At 58.3% G+C, this 22950-nt stretch carries 14 protein-coding genes and 2 pseudogenes; 7 read left to right on the top strand and 9 right to left on the bottom strand.

All coding sequences use genetic code 11. The annotated features are described in order from the left end of the window. Nucleotides 1–48: 48 nt before the first annotated feature. Nucleotides 49–2910, bottom strand: a complete 2862-nt coding sequence (locus A3C3_RS0113170; RefSeq protein ID WP_022715077.1) for an ATP-binding protein — start codon at nucleotides 2908–2910, stop codon at nucleotides 49–51. A 143-nt stretch (nucleotides 2911–3053) separates the two neighbouring features. Further along, nucleotides 3054–5345, bottom strand: coding sequence for an FdhF/YdeP family oxidoreductase (locus tag A3C3_RS0113165; protein ID WP_022715076.1), 2292 nt, complete (start codon nucleotides 5343–5345; stop codon nucleotides 3054–3056). Between the two features lie 115 nt (nucleotides 5346–5460). Between A3C3_RS0113165 and A3C3_RS45215 the strand changes: the two genes are divergently transcribed. Then, nucleotides 5461–5820, top strand: coding sequence for a hypothetical protein (locus A3C3_RS45215; protein ID WP_145611821.1), 360 nt, complete (start codon nucleotides 5461–5463; stop codon nucleotides 5818–5820). Between the two features lie 373 nt (nucleotides 5821–6193). On the opposite strand, the gene A3C3_RS46470 is transcribed toward A3C3_RS45215, so the two are convergent. After that, nucleotides 6194–6361: a hypothetical protein gene (locus A3C3_RS46470; RefSeq protein ID WP_022715074.1), complete on the bottom strand. Its 168-nt coding sequence runs from the start codon at nucleotides 6359–6361 to the stop codon at nucleotides 6194–6196. 151 nt (nucleotides 6362–6512) lie between these two features. Here A3C3_RS46470 and A3C3_RS0113150 point away from each other — a divergent pair. Next, nucleotides 6513–6815 (top strand): annotated as a pseudogene (locus A3C3_RS0113150) (ATP-binding protein); the annotation flags it as partial. A 111-nt stretch (nucleotides 6816–6926) separates the two neighbouring features. Here A3C3_RS0113150 and A3C3_RS48170 read toward each other — a convergent pair. Continuing rightward, nucleotides 6927–9990: pseudogene (locus tag A3C3_RS48170) on the bottom strand (TrlF family AAA-like ATPase). Nucleotides 9991–10520: 530 nt separating this feature from the next. On the opposite strand from A3C3_RS48170, the gene A3C3_RS0113140 reads away from it, so the two are divergent. Further along, nucleotides 10521–11669: a site-specific integrase gene (locus A3C3_RS0113140; RefSeq protein WP_022715072.1), complete on the top strand. Its 1149-nt coding sequence runs from the start codon at nucleotides 10521–10523 to the stop codon at nucleotides 11667–11669. Between the two features lie 488 nt (nucleotides 11670–12157). Beyond that, on the top strand, nucleotides 12158–12337 hold the full coding sequence (locus A3C3_RS0113135; protein WP_183906848.1) for a hypothetical protein: 180 nt from the start codon (nucleotides 12158–12160) through the stop codon (nucleotides 12335–12337). 459 nt (nucleotides 12338–12796) lie between these two features. On the opposite strand, the gene A3C3_RS45210 is transcribed toward A3C3_RS0113135, so the two are convergent. Then, nucleotides 12797–12985, bottom strand: a complete 189-nt coding sequence (locus A3C3_RS45210; protein ID WP_145611818.1) for a hypothetical protein — start codon at nucleotides 12983–12985, stop codon at nucleotides 12797–12799. Nucleotides 12986–13083: 98 nt separating this feature from the next. After that, entirely contained in the window at nucleotides 13084–13689 is a 606-nt protein-coding gene (locus tag A3C3_RS0113125; RefSeq protein ID WP_028739613.1) for a J domain-containing protein, read from the bottom strand. A 785-nt stretch (nucleotides 13690–14474) separates the two neighbouring features. Between A3C3_RS0113125 and A3C3_RS0113115 the strand changes: the two genes are divergently transcribed. Further along, nucleotides 14475–14687 carry a cold-shock protein gene (locus A3C3_RS0113115; RefSeq protein ID WP_018900054.1) on the top strand — a complete coding sequence of 71 codons (213 nt, stop codon included), beginning with the start codon at nucleotides 14475–14477 and terminating at the stop codon, nucleotides 14685–14687. Between the two features lie 65 nt (nucleotides 14688–14752). Here A3C3_RS0113115 and dusA read toward each other — a convergent pair whose 3' ends face one another. Together dusA and A3C3_RS0113105 are read right to left on the bottom strand one after the other, a co-directional pair. Further along, nucleotides 14753–15793, bottom strand: coding sequence for a tRNA dihydrouridine(20/20a) synthase DusA (gene dusA, locus A3C3_RS0113110; protein WP_033419656.1), 1041 nt, complete (start codon nucleotides 15791–15793; stop codon nucleotides 14753–14755). 296 nt (nucleotides 15794–16089) lie between these two features. Further along, on the bottom strand, nucleotides 16090–17061 hold the full coding sequence (locus A3C3_RS0113105; RefSeq protein ID WP_084796949.1) for a beta-propeller fold lactonase family protein: 972 nt from the start codon (nucleotides 17059–17061) through the stop codon (nucleotides 16090–16092). Between the two features lie 642 nt (nucleotides 17062–17703). Between A3C3_RS0113105 and A3C3_RS0113095 the strand changes: the two genes are divergently transcribed. Beyond that, entirely contained in the window at nucleotides 17704–18396 is a 693-nt protein-coding gene (locus tag A3C3_RS0113095) for a molybdate ABC transporter substrate-binding protein (protein ID WP_022715064.1), read from the top strand. Nucleotides 18397–18646: 250 nt separating this feature from the next. Here A3C3_RS0113095 and A3C3_RS0113090 read toward each other — a convergent pair whose 3' ends face one another. After that, nucleotides 18647–19186, bottom strand: coding sequence for a Pycsar system effector family protein (locus A3C3_RS0113090; RefSeq protein ID WP_028739612.1), 540 nt, complete (start codon nucleotides 19184–19186; stop codon nucleotides 18647–18649). Nucleotides 19187–19300: 114 nt separating this feature from the next. Between A3C3_RS0113090 and A3C3_RS0113085 the strand changes: the two genes are divergently transcribed. Beyond that, nucleotides 19301–22948, top strand: a complete 3648-nt coding sequence (locus A3C3_RS0113085; protein ID WP_028739611.1) for a FecR domain-containing protein — start codon at nucleotides 19301–19303, stop codon at nucleotides 22946–22948. Nucleotides 22949–22950: the final 2 nt, after the last annotated feature.

Genomic DNA, 22950 nt, shown 5'->3' with positions numbered 1-22950 from the left:
CGTTGAGGCTCCTGCTGGTCGCCATTTTCGAGCAGCCGTAATCAACGGTTATCGAGAAGCCGCGACTCCCACAGTACTCATGAGATCTGAGCTGTTGAGATCATCAAGCACTTTGTTTGCACGCTGCAGATCGGGCGTGACAAAACCGTCAAGGAATTGGCCATATACCGGCTCGAGCACTGTTTTCGCATCATTAACCTGAAACTTTTCCAGGAGAAGCGAGGCGAGGTCCGTCGCGGCCCGTAGCCGCCAAGCCCAAGAACCATGGTCTTCCGCAATCGCCAGAGCCCGCGACAGAGTTGAATGTGCATCGTCATCGCGACCTTTCGACCGTTCTTCGATTGCCTTGAGACGAAGCAATTCGGGAAGCATTGAGCGTTGCGGGCCGATCTCGAAGACGTAATTCAGGATGCGAGCCGCTTCATCCACGCATCCGATCGCGTGAAGCGCTCTCGTCAGAAGCGCGTAGTAGACATGCCTGCCGTGCTGAGGGAGGCCAGTGCGGAGTTGATCGAACGCCCGCATGATCGCATCAGGATCTCTTCTTGACCCGGAAAGTGCGTCGAACGCTTCCGCATAACAGACGGCAACTGGAGTCCAGGTTGGCATGTCATACCTGTCGATGGCTTCCCTCAATTTGGCGAGACAGTGCCCGCCGAGTGCGTAGTCGCGGCATTCGCTGAGTATGAAGAGAATACCGCGAGTGAAGCAGTATATCAGCGTCCAACCATGATGTGCCTCCAATGCCCAATGGGCTGCGGTCTGGACCCGACGTAATCCGGTTCCCGGCCTCTGAGAACCAAGCCATTGAGCCGCACCCAAGGTGTTTTCGGTCCTGATCCGAATGTCGGCGTCAAAACGAGATGCGGTCCCATCCGAAGCGTTCCGTATTTGCTCACGGAGCCGTTCAAGTCGAGCGATAACTGCCGGGTAGTCGCTCTGGATAACATCCATCTCGGCGAGAAGGGTCTCGTGCTCCCACAGAGCCGGGCGGTTACCGCTTTGCATCGCGGCGTTCTTCAGCTGCGCAAGTGTCTCCTGCGCTGCCGTTCGGTATCCTGGCAAAAGTCGATAGCTAGCCAGCGCCACAAGTCCCTGGCACTCAGCGTCTTTGTCCCCGACATCACGCGACAGCTTTATAGCTTTCTCGAAGGTGGCAATGGCCTTATCGGTATCAGTCGAGATAAATCTGGTGACCGCGGCCAGCCCCAGGAGGAGCTTCAGCTGGAGCGCGCGCTCTGAGCAAGATATCCGGTCATACGCTGCAAGAGCCTCTTCGCAGTTCCTTCTTGCGTTTTCGATCATGGAAAGTTCATGCCAAAGGGGAAGGCCGATCGCCACGAGCCTCAGCCCGAGCAACGTGTCACCATTCTGATAGAGAGCCCAGGTAATGGCCTTGCGCAATTCTTCTGCGCGGGTTGCATAGGTCGCGTACCACTTTTGAGCCGGGAGTCGTGCCCTCTCGGTTATGGACTTCTCAAACACCTCTAGAACATAGCGAGCGTATGCCGCCGAAACTTGTTCAACTTCCCCTGAAGTCTCGAGCAGGCTGGCAGCAAATGCTCGTGTGCTGTCCAGAAGGCGATAGCGCATCTCGTCGGATGCGTGCTCGATGCTCAACATCGATTTCGAGCGAAGGCCCGCAAGGGCGTCGAAGACAAGGGCGGGATCAAACTGGTGGTGATGTATCACACGGAGAAGTGCACCGGGTTCGAATGGTTGCGCGAATATCGAGGCGGCGCGGAGGACGGCCGCCTCGGTTTCGGTGAGCATTGCATAACTCCACTCCAGCGTGGCGAGAAGAGTCCGCTGCCGCGGCGGGGTCTCAAGCTCGCGGCCTGTAAGTCCAGCAAATCGGTTGTCTAGTTCTCTGAGAACATCGGCCGCCGCTTCGACCAACAGGCGGGGCGCGATAAGTTCGATCGCAAGCGGCAGACCGTCAAGCCTCCGGCAGATCTCTGCGACTGTTCCTGCGTCCCCGTCCGTTAGTTTGTAATCGCCCGCCTCCGAAGCCCGTTCAACTAGCAGCTTTGGAGCGGGATATGCCAGGACTTTCTCCGCGGCGGGAGCTACGTCTGCCGGTGGCACCCCCAGGGGCGCTAGCCATACGACTTTCTCGTGCTTGGCGCGCAGAGCTTGTCGACTTGTGCAAAGGATCCTCACGCTCTCGGTTCTTCTGAGTACCACGTCGCATAGATGCGCCACGGCATTGCTCACATGCTCGCAGGTATCTAACACCAGCAGGGTTGCACGTTTGGCGAGGGTTGAGGAAATGGCATCAAGTCGGTCTTGACTACCTGAATTGATGCCCAGGACGGCCGCAAGTGAAGGTATGACATATTCTTCATCGGTAATCCGCGACAGATCTACAAACGTCACAGAAACCTCTTCTTCGACAAGCCGGGCGACAGCAATAGCCACCGTTGTTTTGCCTATGCCTCCTGCCCCGACGATGTTGGTTAGCCGGCCGACCCCGACGGTCTTGCACAGCTCGGCGATTTCGTCAGCTCGGCCAATGACGTTACCTAAGTGAGGAATCTGTGTGCTCGCGATGCTCTGTGGGTTACCCTCATCAGACGCAACGCTCTCGGCTTCGTCGCTAAGCCAATAACCCCGGTTTGAAAATGTCCTAATATAGTTGCCTGTCGCCGAGTATTTTCGAAGGGTTCGCCGCAGCGAGGCGATTGTGACCTTGAGATTGCCGTCCTCAATGAAGATGCCTGGCCATGCCGCGTCGAACAGGTCTCGTTTTGTTACGACCTCTCCTTTCTTACGCGCCAGTGCGATGAGCAATTCCATTGCTCGGTTGCCAAGGCGCACCTCTTCCTCGTCGTGGAACAAACGGCGGAGCTTGAGATGCAGGCGAAAGGGCCCGAACGCGACCATCTCAGGCGGTTGCCGTGATGCCATCAAATTCTCCTGCAATACGGAGAGCTGCTTGCGAAAGCAGCGATTGGACACGTCTCACGGGAAGACCGCAAAGGCCTGATGTGCAAGAGACTGCCCCCTCGCACCAATACCGCACAATACCGCTGGAGTCATCCGCCTGATGTTTAGCACGCCCTGGCGACGGCGACCGGAACTCCTTTGTAGGAGGGCGTTCCGGAGGTGCGGTCGAAGTGCTTCAAAGGCACCAAAGCATTCAACTCGGGATAATATCCGGCGACAGAACCCGATGGAATGTCGTAGGCAACCGCGGTAAGCCGCTGCACTTTACGATCTCGTTCCTCCGCGTCAACGAGGCACCTTATATCGACGAGGTCGCCGTCACTGAGTTGTAGCGCGGCCAAATCGACCGGATTCATGAAAAGAACGTCCCGTCGGCCAAATACCCCACGATACCGGTCGTCCATTCCGTAAACGGTGGTGTTATATTGATCGTGGCTTCGGATCGTCGTCAGAAGGAGAGCGTCTGGCCGTGTCAATAAGGGATCCTCAAGGAGGCCCCGAGCGACCAGGAAGTTTGCTTTCCCGGTGCCGGTGTTCCACCGACGGAATGATGCGGCCACATCCAGACGAAACCCTCCCGGAACTCGGACTCGCTTGTTAAAATTGAAAAACTCCGGGAATACAGCTTCAATTTTATCTCGGATCCGGCTGTAATCCGCGATCAGCCCATCCCAGTCGATCCAATACCGCCCACCAAGTGTGGCCTTGGCGATGCCGGCAATGATTGCCGGCTCCGACTTCAACATCTCCGCCGGCGGCTTTAGAAAGCCCCTCGACGCGTGAACCATCGACATCGAATCTTCCACGGTAACGGCCTGGGGACCCGAGTCTTGCGTATCGAGATCCGTTCGACCCAAGCAGGGAAGTATCAACGACGTTCGCGCTGTAAGCAAATGCGATCGGTTCAGCTTAGTAGAAATATGCACTGCGAGATCAAGCTTACGCATCGCCTGAAACGTCGCAAGTTGGTCCGACATGGCGACGGCCAGGTTCCCACCGAGGCAGATCAGCGCTTTCGAACGCCCTTCCGCGATCGCATGAACAGCCTCAATGGCGTTGTGTCCCTTTTCGCCGTTAGGCCTAAAGCCGAAAGCCTTCTCCATTCCCTCCAGCAGCGCCTCAGTCGGGATCTCTGTAATCCCAACGGTGCGGTCACCCTGAACATTGGAGTGGCCGCGGATCGGGGCGATCCCAGCGCCTTCCCGACCGATGTTGCCGCGTAACATGAGCAGGTTGGCAACCTGCTGTACGTTTTCGGTTCCGTGGGCATGCTGAGTCAGCCCCATCCCATAGCAGACGATTACGTTTTCCGCCTTCACGTAGACATCGGCTGCGCTTTCGATTGCTTCGGGGGTGAGCCCGCTAACTGATTCGATATCAGCCCAGCTCGTCGACTCTATGTCCGCCCGGAGTGCGTCGAATCCAACCGTGTGCTCCGCGATGAAGGCACGATCCAAGACCCCCTCGCCTCCGCCCGCAATCGCCTCGGCGTCGCGAACGAAAATCGCCTTCATGATCCCCTTCAACGCTGCCAAGTCACCTCCGACCCGGACCTGATGATAAGCGGAGGCTATACGCGTCGATGACATTGTAGCCATCTCAAGCGGATCTTGAGGTGCGGCGAAACGCTCGAGTGCACGTTCCTTGAGCGGGTTGAACACTATGATTGGCACACCTCGACGCGACGCTTCATGCAGTGTCGACATCATCCGGGGATGATTGGTACCGGGATTATGTCCGAAACTGAAGATCGCGTCGGCGTGGTCGAAATCCTCCAGCGTCACAGTACCTTTGCCGACACCGATCGACATCGGCAGGCCAACGCTCGTAGCCTCATGGCACATGTTAGAGCAATCAGGGAAGTTGTTTGTCCCGAATGCGCGGACGAAAAGCTGATAGAGAAAGGCAGATTCATTCGAGGCTCTGCCGGACGTGTAGAACTCCGCCTGATGAGGGCTGTCCAGCTGATTAAGTTCACTCGCGATCAATTCGAACGCGGTCTCCCAAGCAATCGGTTCGTAGTGATCGGTCTCACGATTATAGTGCAAGGGAAGCGTTAGCCTTCCAGCGTCTTCTAACTTATGATCTGTCCATTCCCACAGCGCCGCCACACTATGTTGTTCGAAGAAAGAGGCATCCGTCCTTTTGGCGGTCGACTCCCCGGTGATTGCCTTGGCCCCGTTTTCGCAAAATTCGAACGACGAGGTGTGTTTGGGATCCGGCCAGGCACAACCTGGACAATCGAAACCCTCCGGTTGGTTGGCCTTTAGCAGCGTTCGTGTGCCCTGCGCGATGATTTGTTGATGGGCAAGGGTCTTTGCTACGGCTTTTAGCGCATCCCAGCCGCCGGCCGGACGGTCGTAGCGCTCGATGCCTTCTGGTCGCTTTTCCTTCACGGGATCCTCGTGGCAAATACAAGTTGAAGCTTGAACTCTATCAGCACATCACACGTGACGCACATTATACCGCGGCATAGTGGATCCGAGCGATATTGGAGGATGATCCGCGGAATTGAATACTGCCCGCGCAATCACAACCTCGATCCATAGCAGCACTGCTCTAGCGTGGGATGATTTCTGCGGGTCATGGAAGAAAGGGGTTTGGTCATTTCGCATCCAGCGAACTTCGTTTTTGATAGCTCAGGCGACGCTGAGTTCGTCTGACGGGTTGGATAATGCCTCAGAACGCGCTGGTCATAATTGCATCAACAGTTTCTATTTTATTGCTCGTGGCGCAATTATCCCCGTCGCCGATGATAATCTGGACCGGGACGTAAAATCCTATCGGCAGGGAGTTCATAAGCGCGGCGGCGAAGGCATCCGGGTAGCGGCAATTCACGATCAATGGCAAGTCGTCGTCTGGGGCAGTTGAAGGGATTAGAACCGACGACCCTGCTATTCCGACCTCCATCTGAAAACTAAATTTGTTCGGCAAACCAAGTGGCTGTCCTGATTGCGATGACTGGTTTGGGGCCGCAAGCTGTCAGTCTGGTCTCGGGCAGAATTCAGTGGGAGCTGTCATGGGAACGAATCAACTTGCTGCTGGCTTAGCTATCCCTCCTCGCTATCCGTCTACCTGGAATCCGGGCGGTGGTTCCAGCGTTGTCGCCTAGTCATGGGCTCTCCAGTTTCCGGCGTCTAAGCCGAAGTCAGGCGGAAACGCCGCCTATCCCCGCTGCGCAAAACTTCCGAGCCACCTCTGTGATCGGTGAAACGGTTCCGTCGCCGACCTGCTGGAACGCAGGTCAGACAGGAAGCAATGCGTCGACCAAGCGCTCGATCGTTTCCGAAACGCCGTCGGCAACCAAAGCGTCGCGTATCAATCCTCGTTTTGTGGTGAAGTACGCCGTTTCGGGCAACTCAACGCGCGCTGCAACCGCGGCGGCATGAAGCGCTGCCGCGGCAAGATCCATATGCAATGCTTCGGTCGCGTCGAATTCGGGAATTCCAATTGATCTTCGTCATCGAGAGGACCTCCTTGGCGATTTGTGCCACGGTGCTGTCGCTACTCTTGTGCGGGCAAAGGAGCAAAGGCCGGGGTCATACAGGCCCGGATAGGTTCCGATCGGCGTCCCGCGGGAGGGTGGTTCAAAACTCGCCGACGACATGTCGACGGGGAGCCAGTTCCAGCTCTATCTCGCATTGAGGCTTGCAGGTTACGAGGAGTTCGCCGCCCTCCGCCCGCCTGTTCCCTTTATCGCCGACGACATCATGGAGAGCTTCGACAATCCCCGTTCGGAGGAGGTCTTCCGTCTGCTCGGCGACATGGCGAAGGTCGGCCAGGTCAGCTATCTAACGCACCATTGGCATCTTTGCGAAATCGCGCAGCGTGTCGTACCGTCCGTCATTATCCACCGCCTGCCTTGATGGGCGGCAGGCGATCCAAACGGCGGATCATCGCCGCTGGACGGGCGAGACAGCAATATCCTTTGCCGGCTCGCCGCTCGATGGTGCAATGGTCGATAGGATGGTCGAATCTCAGTGATATTTCTGGCTGCGATTGTCGAAGGCGATCTTCGTTCCCTCCAGAACGTCGACCACGGCCCGATTGATGGTTCCGTCCTCGATCGAATCCCGAATGATAGGTGATTCGCGCGCCATTCTTTCGGTCGAAAGTTGCATGAATGATCTGCTCGGCGTCGCATACGACCGCGAGATTGGGGTTATGGGTAACCATGATGATCTGCCGCGATTTCTTTGCATCATTTAGCACGGGAACGAGTAGGCTCACGACCGTCTCATTGTCGAGGTTCTCTTCGGGCTGGTCTAGAACAATTGGGTTCCTTCCTTTGTCGACCAGCAGGTAGAAGATCAGAAGCAATGCCCCGCGTTGCCCCGGAGACAGTTGTTCGATCTGCGTGTCTTGGAAGAGCAGAGTGTATTTCGGCTCGAGATACTGGAGCCCGAAAATATAGCTGTAAACGTCAGCCGGATCCTTGTCCTTACGCATCAGCGAACGAATGCCGGGAATGTCATTCGACGATTCCGCGCTTTCCGCCAGCAGCTTGGCGACATCCTCGGCGAAAGCGGCCGCATCATCGGGGTGGTCGAAATGATACTTCTCGAACCGGGTGCGAACAGGCGCGTGGCTCTCGTCTTCCCCCCGAAGCTCCCCCCTGCTCTGCTTAATCTCGCTGAACAGGTTTGTAGCGATTGCCTCGGGGGAGCCCAGCAGCTTCGCCTGGAACTGCAGGTGATATTCCTCGCGGATCAATGCGTTGCTTTGAATGACCTGCTGCAAGGGCATAAACAGCGCCTCACGCGCGGCACGCTGTTCTCCGAGTACAGCAAAAATCTGGCTGGTAATCCCGCGCCTTGATGCTTTTCGCTCTTCGAGGAGATCCGGCAACGCATTGATCTGACTGACGCGGCGTTGAAGGCCCTTGAGGCTTTCGGGTTCGGTGTCGGACCCTTCGATGGCCTCGAGCGCTGTCTGCCACTCCTTCATAGCAAGGACATAGGCCTGATATCGCTGTTGCGGCTCATTCAGCGTCTCCGAGAGACGCTTCTGCTCGTGGACGAGTGCAGCCTGTTTCGTCACCGCGCCTTCGATCCTCGTGGTGATCTCTGCGTCACTGCCGGCGAGCGAGGTCTGCTGCTCCTTCAGAACCGGGCGCTTCACGCTCAAACTTATCAGATCCTCAGCCTTCAGACCGACAAGCGCAATGTCTTCGGCGATTTCCCCGAGGAACGCGGCGAACTGTTTTTCAAACAAGCTGATGCGCTCGTCGATGTTGCGGAGCGAGCGCTGCTTTCTGCCGATCAGTTGTCGATCCTCACCGGCCGTTCGGTTCTCCGCCACGAGCGCCTCAAGCGCGGTGGCGATTTCCGCCAGACGCGCGCTTGCTTCTCGTTGTTCGGTACTGAGTTCCTCTGTTGGCGGTGCGACCGCGATCGGCTTGATAGCAGTATGCTCTTCGATCTGCTTCGCCTTCAGCTTGATCATTTCATCAAGATTTTTTCGAAAATTCGGATGAAGCTGATCTTCGATATCAACGATCTGCTGGTTGAGTGCGCGCAGTGATTTTCTGAGTTCGTTGACCTGAGCCCGAAAGATGCTCTCCTGCTTTTCGATCAGTTGATCGAAATCCAGAGCATCCAGGCGAATATCGGTGGGCACATGCGAGAAGATCACCGCCCTGAGTTCTTTCTCGAACTCGTCGGTCTTGCCGGATACGTGATCGTTGCAGAGAGCCTCGAAGCGGCCCTGAGGAATGTATCGCACCAACTCCACGCGGTCAGCTGAAGGATCGTCGGCCAGCCCCATCACACATGGATCCCCTGCCAGCCACAACAGCTCGCCTTTGAATTGGCGAGCTGGTTCGCCGGACTTCCCACGGAAGCGGTCTCGCTTCAGAAAGGAGAAATGGGCGCTTTGCTGGGAATTGCCGAGCAGAGCCACGATATCAGCCAGAGCGCTTTTTCCGCTTCCCTTGTTGCCGATGATCGCAACGAGATCCGGGTTTACCGGGATCTCCGTTCCGTGAAGCCATCCATCTTGCAGGGTGCTGCCGTCGGTCTTGTTGACACGGATCCTGTCGATATAGAATGTCTTGTTCTGATTGATGCGGTCGAGCTTGGTGGGACGCTCGCCGAGAAACGACCGCTTCGCGGGCTCCTTCAAAGCCTGAAGCAAGCCCTTCCATGTCGGATCCGCCTTAATCCAAGTGCGTTTACCGGACGGGAAATCGCCATAACCGCGTCGGTCGTTGGTGCCATCCCCACGGAAGCAGTGAGCATCGCTTCCGGAAACCGCCAGGCGCGGGACCCCTCTCAGCGCAGCTTGGAAACTGGCAAGCCACTTTCTGTTGCGCTCCGTTTCGGTGCCACAAAAGGCTGCCCAAAGGTCGGGGCTTCTCGTCTCGAATATCGGCGAGGATTCGAACAGTCCCAGCGCGTAGGCGTAATGTTCGGACCATTTGATCGAATCGAGGCCATCGTTGGTCGAGAAGGGCATGAAGCCAACGGCACGCCCGCTGGGGACGAGACGGATTGCATCCTTGTAGGATTCGACGGTGATCTCGGCAATGTTGCAGCCTGCCTGATAAGCCACCGCCTCATTAGACGTGACCGCGGCTTTGGTGAAGCCGTGTTTTTCCAGTTTATCCGCTCCCACATAGCGGGCGTAGTCAATCAACGCATCGCGGGACAGAGGCTGATGGATCAGTTCAAGTTTGAGGCGGGACAAAAAATCTCTGAGATGCTGATCGCTGATCTCATCGGAAAACAGAACATGGGCATTGAGCCGACTTTCCATTGGCGCGGCCAATCTGAGCTCGATCCCGGGAAACACGGTCTTCACGAGTTCTGTAGCTGCCTGCTCACTTCGCCGTTTCTTTAAGGCAAACCAGCCATCGAAAGTCCAGTAATCCATAAGGCAAAAAGCGGCAGGCGCTGCCTCGTTCAAGGCGTCGACCATGTCGTCGACGAGCTGAGCGTTTCGCACGGCGTCAGGACCAAAGCGCTCCCCTTCCCAGTGGAACGACGCCGGCGAGTGGATATGCAAATCCCATTGGCGCCATTCAGATCCTCGTGAGTACATGTCCTCTCCCAGTTGTCTCAAAATGGTATTGGTGAAATTTATGCGTCTCTGTCAATTACGGTGATATGCAACCGGACAAGAATAGAAGCGAGAGCCGCGACGCGGGGGCAATCGTCCAGTACGCCCAGTTTGTCCCAAGTGTACCGATATTAACTTTGCTACAATCTTGAGCAGCTCGTCGTTAGATCGACGAAATACAGCGCCGGAGCCTTCGACGCAACGTGCCACGCTTGTCAGTGGCCAAACGGGTCCATGCTCGTTGAGGGCTTATGGTACGACCAAAGCGGGCTAAGCTGTGATCGAGAATACCGTCACCGGCAGCTCGTAACGTATTGAACCTATTGTAAACACGCCATTCACCAGAAAGGAAGTCGGCACTTGCTTCCGCTGCTGCTGACTATGTCAGGCCGCACATCTAACCATCGATAAGTATAGCTTATCGATGGTTGTTGATCTGGAGCCGCAAATCAGCAAGAATCGGGGCAAATCACGGTCCGAGCGGCCGCTGAAACCGTCCTTCTGGAGCGCCCGTGGCCAAGGCCAAAAAATCACTGACCGCCGTCGAGCGCCGCGCCGAAGAGCTCGATACCATCGCCGCGGTGCTGCCGATGGAGCGCCGCGACGAACTCGCCGAGTTGCTCACCGACCAGGATGTCGAGACGCTGCGCCATCTCGTCAACCAGGGCATGGGCGACAACACCCTGCGGGCGCTGACCTCGGATCTCGCCTATCTGGAAGCCTGGGGCATGGCTGCCACCAAAAAATCGCTGCCATGGCCGGCGCCCGAAGCGCTGCTGTTGAAATTCGTCGCCCATCACCTCTGGGACCCGCAGCGCCGCGAGACCGATCCGGATCACGGGATGCCAGCCGACGTCGACGAAAGCCTCAGGAGCCAAGGGTTTCTCAAATCCGTCGGTCCACACGCGCCATCGACTGTCCGCCGGCGGCTGGCGAACTGGTCGACGCTCACCAAGTGGCGCGGTTTTGACGGCGCCTTCGCCTCCCCTGCCCTCAAATCCGCCATTCGGCTGGCGATCCGAGCCACGCCAAGACAACGTCTTCGCAAGAGCGCCAAGGCGGTCACCGGCGATGTCCTGGCAAAGCTGCTGGCGACCTGCGCGACCGACAGTCTCCGCGATCTGCGTGACCGGGCGATCCTGATGGTCGCCTTTGCCTCCGGCGGCCGCCGGCGCAGCGAGATCGCCGGACTGCGACGCGAGCAACTGACCGTCGAGCCGCCGATCCCGGTCGAGAATGGCGCCCCCCTCCCCTCTCTCGCCATCCATCTCGGTCGCACCAAGACCACCTCCGGCGAACAGGACGACGTCGTCTATCTGACTGGCCGGCCGGCGGAGGCGCTCAATGCCTGGATGGCGGCGGCCAAAATCGACAGCGGCAGCGTGTTTCGGGCGATCGGGCGATGGGGGAATGTGTCGCGGCGGGCGATCGATCCGCAGTCGGTCAATGCGATCCTCAAGCAGCGAGCGGAGATGGCTGGTTTGGAGGCTGGGGAGTTTTCGGCGCACGGATTGAGATCCGGATATCTCACCGAAGCCGCCAACCGGGGAATCCCCCTCCCGGAGGCCATGGAGCAGTCACGCCACCGGTCAGTGCAGCAGGCATCGAGCTATTACAACAATGCGACTCGACGAAGCGGGAGGGCGGCGAGGCTAGTATAAACCGAGCCGAACTTGAGGCCGGCATCTATATGGAGTCCGCCTTCGAACCGTTTTCGATCGACAACCGCCTATGCGCCGCTGCTCCCCAACACCTCCTAATCGCCAACACCTACCCGCCTGCTGATCACACCTGTGTCACGCAACTATGACTTCACCGCGCCAACGTCCAATTGTTCCCCTGTCATGGTTGCCAATAGGGTCGGGCGACGCCATAGATCACGGCAACTGCCGAATGCCACCAGTGCCGGAACCGAGATTGTCGCAATGCCCGAAAACTTACAAAAAGCCGCATACCAAGCGCTTATCTCCTTCGAGGCCGAGGCCGATAAGTTAATGGGGGCTCTCTCGATATGGGGACTGCCCTTTTCGATCAATTTACTCGAGTGTGATCCTCGGCGCCGACGTCGCTTTTACCGGCGGGCGGTTCAAGGCCGTCCGGCATCACGAGCGTAGTGTGGTGCACAGGTTTCAAGGGCGATTTCAGCTATGTGAGACTTTCTGATGCGCTCGACGCTGCCGGACAGCCCGTTCACACGGATGGCGTTGGCGTCCTGCCGGGCCTCTACTTCGCCGGACTGGATTTCGCTTCCACACGCAAGTCAGGCATCATATTGGCGATCGCCGAGGAAGCACCTCGTCTTGTCGGACACATCCTGGGGCATTCGTGACCGCCTTTGGCATAGTCGAGAAGCTCGCCGTCAGGGCCGGGGTTAGGGTCGGAGTCGACAGATCGGCAGCCAACGCTATGCGCCGCCACCCCCCAGTATTCATGTCTCGCTCCCTCAGCGACCTCCCCGCTGAGCGACGTCAAGGGGCTCCAAGTATCCACCAAAGACTCGCGCCTGAATGACTTCATTCTGCAGATCGTGCATAGTTTCGTGCCCTTCAAGGCTGCGCTACCTCGCCATCGAATCTGAGATTTACTGACAAGGTGCGAGCGGCACACCGCTCTGATGTCCGTTGTCAATGCTTTTGGGGCACGAGGATGCTACCGTTCTCGCGAACGGGCCGCCTGTCATGATGATCGCGCATGGGTGGAGGCGGAACTCAAGGACGTCGATGATCAAGCTCTGATGCGCGGATTGGCTACCGCATTCCCGATTGTGCGTCCGAGGCTTGTTCCTATCTTACTGCGGGCGTCGGTCGATACCGGCCACAAAGCGGATGATGGATATTCCCCTGCCGTTGTCCCGCCTCCGGTCAAACCGCTGATCAATGTGCAGCACCTGGTCGGAAATCACGTTGTCGATCACGACATGCGAACGCCGCGTCGGACCGACGGCCCATAATGCGCACAATATGATGCGTATCCTCATGCCTGCGATGCGCCTGCGAGGATCGATATCCAGAATTCGACGTTAGCATGGAATCCTCAGGTCACGCCCGGGGATGACCGAGAGCCGTGGAGCGCCCTTTACTCCGCAGCCTCCCCCCGCCGCTCCGTCACGGTCACCATCGCCACCATTTCCACCTCATAGGAATACCCCTCGAGCATCTGATAGGCATGCTCGATCGCCTCGATCTGGCCTTCCGCCTTGCGGATGGCGTCGGTGATCGACTGGCTGCGGGCACGCAGCATGGAGCCGAGCACGTCGGTTTCCGGGCGACGGCCGAGGCGGTCAATGTGCTGGCGCACGCGGTTGCGGTGGCGCTCCAGCTCCAGGATGTGGAAGCGGTTCTTGACGATGTCGTCGGAGAGTTTTCTGCGCATGGCCGCCACCGCGTCGAAGCTGCCGGGCTCGCGCTCGTCGAGGATGACGTCGTTGACGAGCTTTTCCAGCATCAGCACGCCTTCGAGATCCTTGGGGTCTGCAAGCTGCGGATCGTAGCCGGTGTCGTCGTAGACGCGGCGGCGCACCGGATCCTTCAAGAGTTCGTAGGCGGTTTGCAGCCGGCCGAAATGCTCCGCATCGCCGCCCGAGTCGGGATGCGCGGTCTTGGCGGCCTTGCGCCAGGCGCTGCGGATCGCCTGCTCGCCGGCGTCGCGGTCAAGTCCGAGCAAAATATAGGGATCGATCAAACCGCCCACCTGTCCTTTAGCATTCACCTGTCCCCACTCCCCGTGACCTAACCCCTCGGCCCTCCGGCATCAAGCCCGAAGCACCCGCGCCCGCCATATTCGGTTCCAGTCGGGACGAAATTGTGGAGCGGCATGTGAATTCGCTTGGGCGCGAGCGCTTCGATGAACCGACTTCGGCGGCCATCCCCCATCTCTATGCTTGTCACAGGGATCCAGCAGCGCCATGTCCATGGCGCGGGAGGCTATTCAACACTGTAAGAGAGCATGCACGGCACCGACACGGCGCCAACGTAGCGTGGTTGGATTCCCCGTGAAAAACACAGGAATGAGGCGCTGGGCAAATGGCGGCGGGGAAGGAACCGAAGGGCGCAAGGCCGCGGTCGAGATCGCTGTAGAGGACGGGTGGCGCGGTCCCGTTTCGGTACGGAATCCGCAAATGACACAGGCAGCACTGTGAAAGGTAACATTTCGTCAAGTGTTTGAATCTTTGGCGTTTCCGGGCTCGTATCAGCGCATGCCACAATATTGCCGCTTGCTTTTTTGCCGAAATGCTGTCACCAATTGCAGCACTCGGGCATTAGCATGCCGGTGACTGGACAGATGTGGTAAAGCCTTCCGTTGCGGAAGGCGGCGCGGGTAACCCCCGCCTGCGTAGACGTTCTTTCCCCGTACGTGACTTCTCCGACTGACCCTTCGTTCCGGTCTAACGGGACGAAAGCTAAAGCCGTCCGCTTCCTCTCGGGGGCGCGGATACCAGACAGACTAAGGGAAAAGGACTATCCCACATGGCCACCAAAGGCGTCGTAAAATTCTTCAACCAGGACAAGGGTTTTGGTTTCATCACTCCTGACGGCGGTGCAAAGGACGTATTCGTCCACATCTCCGCTCTCCAGGCATCCGGCATCCAGTCGCTGCGCGAAGGCCAGCAGGTCACCTTCGACACCGAGCCGGACCGCATGGGCAAGGGCCCGAAGGCCGTCAACATCTCGGCCAACTGATTTTAATTTCTGCCACGGCAGGAATGAGAACGGCGCCTCCCGGGCGCCGTTTTTGCTTTGGGGCGTCAGGCGCTCAGCGCCTCCTTGGCACCGGAAAAATCCACCGCCGCAAAGGCCGCTGCGATCACCTCCGGCCCGGCGCCTGCCTTTGCCGCATCGCTCGACAGAATCTGCCGGTAGCGCCTCGCGCCCGGCAGCCCGGCGAAGAGCCCGACCATATGCCGCGCCACATGCTGCAGCCGCCCGCCGCTTTCGATATGCCGCGCGGCATAGGCCATCATGCGGTCGCGCAGCCCGTCCCAGTCCGGCTCCGCCGCCGGCGCGCCGTAGAAGCGGTGATCGAGATCCGCCAGGATCCCCGCATTCTGATAGGCCGCCCGCCCCAGCATCACTCCGTCGACATGCTCCAGATGCGCCGCTGCCTCGTCCAGCGTCTGGATGCCGCCGTTGATACCGATAAAGACCTCCGGCCACCGCTCCTTCATGCGGTAGACGATGCCGTAGTCGAGCGGCGGGATCTCGCGATTCTCCTTCGGGCTCAGCCCCTTGAGCCAGGCCTTGCGCGCATGAATCCACACGGCATCGGCGCCTACGTCCAGCACCCGCGCCAGCAGTTCCGGCAGCGCCTCTACCGGCTCCTGCTCGTCCACGCCGATCCGGCACTTTACCGTGACCGGTACTTTGGAGACTGCCTTCATGGCCTTAACGCAATCCGCCACCACCTCCGGCGTCAGCATCAGGCAGGCCCCGAAGGTTCCCGACTGCACCCGGTCCGAAGGACAGCCGACATTGAGGTTGATCTCGTCGTAGCCGTAGGGCCCGGCGATCCGCAGCGCCTCGGCAAGTTTCACCGGATCCGATCCGCCGAGCTGCAGCGCCACCGGATGCTCGTCGCAATCAAACGACAGCAGCCTCTCCCGCGGCCCGTGAATGATCGCGTCCGCCACGACCATTTCGGTATAGAGCAAAGCATTCCGGCTGATCTGCCGGTGGAAGTACCGGCAATGGCGATCGGTCCAGTCGATCATGGGTGCAACCGCGAGCACGAGCCCATTGGAATAGTGGGATTTTCCTTGTGTTGCGGGCCTTCTGGTGAGTTCCGTCATGTCTCGTTCGATCTCGTTTTCTGCCTTTTGCGCCCGTTTTTTGAGATGCCGATCCTACTGCGTAGCACTTGCAGAAGGTTTTGTAGCACTGAATGGCTACGATATCAGAGCGAACGCGCAAAAATGGGACGAGGGCTTATACCGCACAGATTCGGATTAAGCGAGGCGGCGCCCTCGTGCACAGCGAAGCCCAGACCGTCGACTAACGGCCGGCAGCAAACCAGGAAGCTCAAGAACAGAACATCTCCTCGCGAACAGCCGATCCGGGCTGTTACCAGGCCGCGTGTATTGGCGAGTTATCTTGTAACCACGGTATGAACGCCTGCCGGGAGGCCGATCCTTTCTCCTGAATCAGCGAGAGTCGGGGCGCCTTCGGTTTGAACCCGCCAAATTTCAACAGCGCCGCCGAGTTGTGTGTCCTCGTTTCGATAGCGATTCACGCCAATGAACAACACGCGTCCGGTCCTGTCAAAAGCGAGACCTTGCGGTAGTACACCAGCAATCGGCCACTCGCCTCGCTTGGTCAGCCGGCCCGTCTCTGCGTCCCGTTCGTATAGACTTATCGAGGCTGCCTCGGTCCAGTCGGAGGACCCGTCTGGCTTGCCGGTGCCGCGAAGATTCGAACTGGCGAGGAAACGTCCGTCCGGAGAAAAAGCGATCGTCTCGCCACCCCACCCTCCCAGCGCGATTTGCGGCACCGTATGGCGTGCGTCATCGCCCGCGGCGCCTACATCGGCCAGGCGAATGGTCGTCAGAACGCCTTCCTGAACACCATAGAAGCCGGCTGTATCGATGCCCCACTGGACGTCAACGAAGGGAAATTTGTTCGTCTGAACGAGATTTCCCCACGGTCTGACCGCGGCCACGGAACCATTGGCGGCACGGACGATCTCGTAGAAGGCGACCTGCCCCCGGTCAACAAGGTTCACAGCAACGTAGCGTCCGCTCGGATGCCACTGCAGCCAAGTCGATTTCAGTGGAATGAAGCCGGTCGATGGCTCCAGACCGAGACCGATCCTGGCAACTTCGCCGAACTGCCCGTCCCTCACCGGTACGAATGCCAATTCCTTCTCGGCATCGACCGTGATCGCGACGATGAGATCGCCGGCCGGGTTGAGATGGATCGCTTGAGGCTGCTTGCCGATGCTCACGCTATCGATCTCGGTAGCCTGCACACCTTCGACCCGCAGCAAACGCACGGTGTTGCCGTGAGGAAGCTGGTCAAGACGGGTCGCGCCTTCAGGGCGTTTCTCGAAGGTCTCCGCCACAAAGACAAATCGTCCGTCAGCGGAGACGTCGAGGGCTCCTGGCGGACCGTTGAATGGAAACTCGCGTCAGGCCAGGAGTCGCCGAGCCAGACGGCGATGCGATAATCCCAAGCGTATCCGTGTGGTAAGGATCGACCGGGCCGAGGTGTCCCGTCTCGTAGACCGTGGGCACTATGTCGGTATCAGACAAAACAAAAAGGCGGTCTTGCGGTGGTGTTTGCGCCAAGGCGAGAGACGCGAGGAGCGGGAAAGCCGGGGTGGTGAGAAAAGCTAATCGTCGCAAAGTGAGAGATCTCCGTTGGATCTCCATCGTCACATTTGGCTTTGCATTCATCCAATCGATATTGGATATAAGTTCGAGAGATCATCTGGAACTGCGTTCGGTACTGAATGCTCGGTCGTCGCCCGGTCAAGGTTCGATCAAATGCCCCACCAATATGGTGGCTTGGGCTCGCCTTTGCCCTCTCTTAGAGCGTGCTTGAGAAGAGCATTTTCAACATGACTCTGGTATGGATTCATTGGGTGTCGGTTTGTTTCGGAGGCCGACAGGATGGACGCTGAATTGATTGACCAAGCAGCCGTGGAATGCAGACTGGATACGTATTGTAAGGAAGGTCGTTTCGACCGATTTCAGGTTAGGCCATGAATCAGGAAATCCGGCTTTTTGGCGCTATTGCGGTCCGACCCGCCGTCCTTGCTCTCATATCCCAGTTCGAAACGGCCACAGGAAGCACAGTTGCGGTCAAGTGGGAGCTCAATCCGACAGTAAAGAAGCAGATTGAAGCCGGGGAAGCTTTTGACCTCGTCATCATCAATCCGAACCTGCTTCAGGATCTGACGGTCTTGGGAAAAGTCAAGGCGGGCAGCCAGGTAGCGTTCGGCCGGATAGCAATGGGGGTGGCGGCCAAGGCAGGCAGTCGCCCACTCAACATTGGATCCGTGGGAGCATTCGAACATGCGCTGAAGAGCGCCAGATCAATCGCCTACGCCAGTGAAGGAACCAGCGGTGGCTACTTCTCCGGTTTGCTGGAACGCTTGGGAATAGCGGATGAGGTGAAGCCCAAGCTGGTGGCCGTACCAGGAGGGCAGACAGCGCCGGCTGTAGGCCGTGGGGAAGCCGAGTTGGGGGTCGTTCCCGTGACTTCGATTCTTGCAGCCGCTCCCGAGGTCATTCTTGTCGGGCGGTTTCCGGCAGAACTCCAAAGTTACGTTGACTTCGCCATTGGGATCAGCGCCAATGCAACGGACGCAGAAGCTGCCACGCAGCTGTCGGAATTTCTGATGTCGACAGCCGTGGATGACATCTTGGCGGCAAAGGGCGTCGAGCGCCCCTAAAGCGTGCTTGATAAGCAGCGATCGGCTCACGACTGAACCGAGTGCTGCCATCTCCGCCCCCGGCATCCTGCGTTTAAGCAATTCTTCGCGATGCGTGTCGAATTGTAGGTCTCGACAGCAGTCCGGTCCGCCACCTTGCGTCATGATAAGCTCGATCTCGTCCCGCTGCTCCGAACCGGAGCATGGTGACCTTAGCTCACGCGGGACGAGGGCTATAGGTCAAGGCCAGCTTGCGCCGCAGCTGCATCGCTTAAGCCGCGATGAGCAGGAGCACATAGGCTATGACGGTCACCATCAGCCCGCGGAAGGCAAGGGTCACGCAGCGGTATTTTCCACGCGCGATGGCCGAGAGAATATCGGCATTGTTCAGGTACTCGTTGAAAAGATAGACCTCGTCACGGCGCTGCGCCGCATCCCAGAACCGATGGCGGTGCTTCCCCCAGGAGCCCCAGAACAGGGAGGTCGACTTGTTCACGTGGCGCGGCAGCACTACGAGGATGGCCGATATGATTGAAAAGACCGAGGCCGCAGCAAGCAATCCGGAGAAAAACATGCTTTGCTGATAACCGTTCACATAGCGCTCCAAGGTAAATACGCTGCGTACATCGCTCGAACTCACCAAAAATGCGAGCATAAAAGTAAAGATATACGCAGCTTTCTGGTCTGAAATCTTAATCTGGTCGTAAAAGATATCGTTGATTTTCTTTATGTGGTCAAAATACTCCGCACCGATATCCTCCGTCGAAGGCCCACTCCTCATAAGCTCAGCCGCACTTTCAAAATCCGTCACGTTCTCAACTCCAGCTCAAAAGTGTTTCCGTGATATTACACTTCACAGCCAAAGCAAGAGCGCGGATGCAGCGCATCTTGACTTTTCAACTTCATATAGACAAACGCTTTAGACATGAGGGGTAAATTCATCAGTTCCATGTCCGCCGTTACGGCGTTGAGCGTGGCGGCGTGCTGTCTTGCGCGGCCGGCAGCCGCTGAACCCGTGCAGCGCGCGGCACCGGCCGCAGGCTCCGTCGTCGACCGCAAGGTGGGCGAGGAAGTCCGCTTCGTCGACTTGTCGAACTGGCAGAATGTCGACCTGCACCAGGAACTGCTGGGCGGCGACGTGCTGCGTACCAATGCCACCGGCCAGCTCGCGGTCCTATTCGCGGACCGCACGCAGGTACGCCTCGGCAGGAATTCGTCGCTGCAGGTCAAGCAGATGGCGCCGGCGGGCGATACGATCCTCAACCTCCAATCCGGCACGATGTGGGCCCGCGCCCAGCGCGGCGGCTCGGGCCTGACCGTTCAGACACCGGCCGCGGCAGCCGCCATCCGCGGCACCGACTGGACGTTGACGGTCAAGGGCGACCAGACCTCGCTGATCGTGCTGGAAGGCCGCGTGGAGCTGAAGAACGAGCACGGCAGTGTCGAGGTTGAGCAGGGCGAAGCGGCCGTCGCCACCATCGGCCAGGCGCCGCGCAAGCTCGTCATCGTTACGCCGGACGACCGCGAGCAGATGCTGTTCTACCTGACGCTGCGCGGCGGCTTCACCTTCATGCCGGCCTCGCCGCTTCCGGTGCAGAAGATGCGCAACGAACGCAGCCGCATCGAAGGCAGGGCACCTGAGGCAAGAAGTGCGGAGGACTGGCTGACGCTAGCCGAGGTGCAACTGTCGCTCGACGGCCGGCAGAAGGCGCTGGAATCGCTTGCGAATGCGCGCACGCTCAAGCTTTCTGCCGCCCAGCGCGCCCGTGCCGACCTGATCGACGCCCTGATTGCCGGCGCCGAGAAGCGATACGACGAGGCAGCAAAATTGTTCTCGCGGGCCGAACGGGCGCTCGATCCGCAGCGCAGGAGCATCGCGGCCTATGGCAGCTATTATTCGCGTTCGCTGCGCGATCCGAGTCATGCCGAAAAGCCGCCGGCAAACGTCACGGGACCCTATGCGGCCGCGATAAAGGCCTATACGGCAGGGTTCCTTGAGGATATCCCGGCCGCGATAGCGACGATGAAGCAGGCGGAAGCGCGATATCCGGACGATTCCACCCTGCCCGCCTTACGCGCGCAGCTCGCGATGCTGATCAACGACCGCATCCAGATGAAGGAGGCGATCGATCGATCGCTCTCGATCGACCCCGCCGACCCCAATGCGCTGCAGGCCCGCGCGCGCATGCGCGCCGACTATGAAGGCAATCTCGATGGCGCGCTGGAGGACCTGAACAATGCGATCAAGGTCGCGCCCGGCTCGTCCACGGCCTGGAACGACCTCGGCCTGCTCCAAGATGCCCGGGGTGCGACGCGTGAAGCGGAAGCAGCACTCAAGAAGTCCATCGAGCTCGATCCAGACGATCCTGTTGGCCATGCAAATCTCGCGATCCTCTATCTCGACCAGTCGCGCATGAGAGAGGCCAAGCGCGAGATCGATTTGGCGCTCGCCGCCGACCCGGCCTTCAACATCGCCATTTTGGCACGCGGCCGCTACTATCTGCAGATGGGCGAGAGGGAGAAGGCGGTCGATGACCTGCTCGCCTCTTCAACTGCCAACCCGGGCTATTCGCAGGCCCAGCTGATGCTCGCCGCCGGCCACTACGAGAATGGCAACCGCGAAGCCTCCAGCCAGTCGCTCGACAATGCCGACCGGCTCGACAAGAACGATCCTTCTGTCGCGGCATTCCGCGCAGCCGTCGCAATTGACGACTATGACTCTGATGGCGCGATGAAGAGTGCCCGTGAATACCTCAAGCGATCGCGCGCGCGGGGCGGATATTACGCCTCGCTTGGAGCCAATCAAAACGGCGGCTCGACGCTCAATGCAGCTTTCCGCCTCCAAGGTTTGGACGCCTGGGGCCAATATTACGGGGATGCGGTCTTCGATCCGTTTTCGGGCAGTAGCTATTTCGACCAGACATTTCGTGGAAGCGTGAACCCGCTCGCCAATTCATTCCTTTATGGCGGGAACGTGGTCACCAACACCGCAAACGCGTCATCCTATTCGTCCTTTATTCAAGGATTATTGTTTGATCCCCATATGCTTTCAGGTCGTTCGCGGTCGGCAAACCTCGCGCGCATGCCCTTCCTGGAAGGCTCGATTGGCGCCGGAGCAACGCTGACGCAAGAAAATGCGGGATCGTTGGGTGAGGCTGAAATTCAGGGCTTTTCCAACGAACCCCGGCCCATCAGCTTTTTCGCAAATTTTCAATGGGAAAAGACTTCGGACACGACCCGCGAATACAATAGTGGCACACTTGATTTAAACACCGACACCAAGCTGGTCGCCGGCAATGGCTACGTGACGGCCTCGATGACTCCGGACGATCGTTTCGTCGCTTTCGTCAATCATTCAGATTCGAAATACGATCTCGACATTCCATCCAGAGCATTTCTGCCGCTGGTGCCGGGCCTCTACTATGGGCTTGATAACAAATTTACCATTGCCGGAGTCGGCTTGAGCCACACGTTCGGATATCGAAACGTATTGAATTCAGCTTTCTTCTATTCATCGATTGATTCTTCGATGGATCAAAACATTCTCGTTCCGCCACTAATTCCCGGTCTGTTCTCAAGCCTGATACACACTAAGCAGGAAAATTACATTGGCGCGATAAATCACACCTACGGAGTGGATGACCTGACCTGGCGCTATGGTGTCGAAGGAGGATGGATCGACACAGAAACGACCACGGGCGTTTCATTGGTTGGGATTCCTCTCGGTGAGATCGAGGAACATACCGGTACACGCTATGGCAAGGTGTACATCGATCTCCTTCATGAGATAACGCCCGATTTGAAGGCGGAGTACGGGCTCTTCGGTACCTTTTACCAAGGCGACGAGGTAGACATTCAACGTCTCGAGCCCCGTATAGGAGTCGCGTGGTCGCCGGCGGAAGGCCATTGGCTGCGAGCCGGTTATTTGCGACAAGGAACGAATGGCACCACGCCAACCCTTGCCCCGGTCGGCATCGTTGGCCTGCAGCCTAACACATTCGGCATCGATCTTTCAGGCTATGCGGACACGTTCACTGTTCGGTGGGATGCTGAATGGAATGACTGGTTGTTTACGGCTGTTGACGTCCAGCATCAGGAACTTCGCGAACTCTCAATCGACAACATCATTGCGCTGGAGAGCTTCGACACCCGCAAAGCGCGCGCGGATCGCGCTTCGTTTACAGCAAACATTGCTTTGGGATATGGGTTTGGCTTGGCCGCGACATACGCCCTCAGCGATTCCGAAGATAACGACCCGTCAAGCGACGGTTATGGCCAAGAATTGCCGTTCCTTCCAAAGCATTCCGGACAAATCGCCCTCACGTGGGTGAACGAAGCCAATGTGAAAGCTACGCTTGCGGCCAACTATGTCGGTGAACGGCACAGTGATCAATCCGATGAGATCCTCGACGATTACTGGACGCTCGATGCAAATCTTGTCTGGGAGCCACTTGATAAACGGTTCGCACTCGAAGCCGCAGCTTACAATCTGCTTGATGAGGATTTTGAGGTCGCCTCAGGGTTCAACGGCTGGGGCCGCGTGTTCAAAGGCACGCTTGAAATCCGCTTCTGATG

It is taken from the genome of Rhizobium mongolense USDA 1844, assembly GCF_000419765.1.
Lineage (GTDB): Bacteria > Pseudomonadota > Alphaproteobacteria > Rhizobiales > Rhizobiaceae > Rhizobium > Rhizobium mongolense.
Note: the sequence above shows the minus strand (reverse complement) of the source record. Positions and strands in the feature narration are given on the sequence as shown.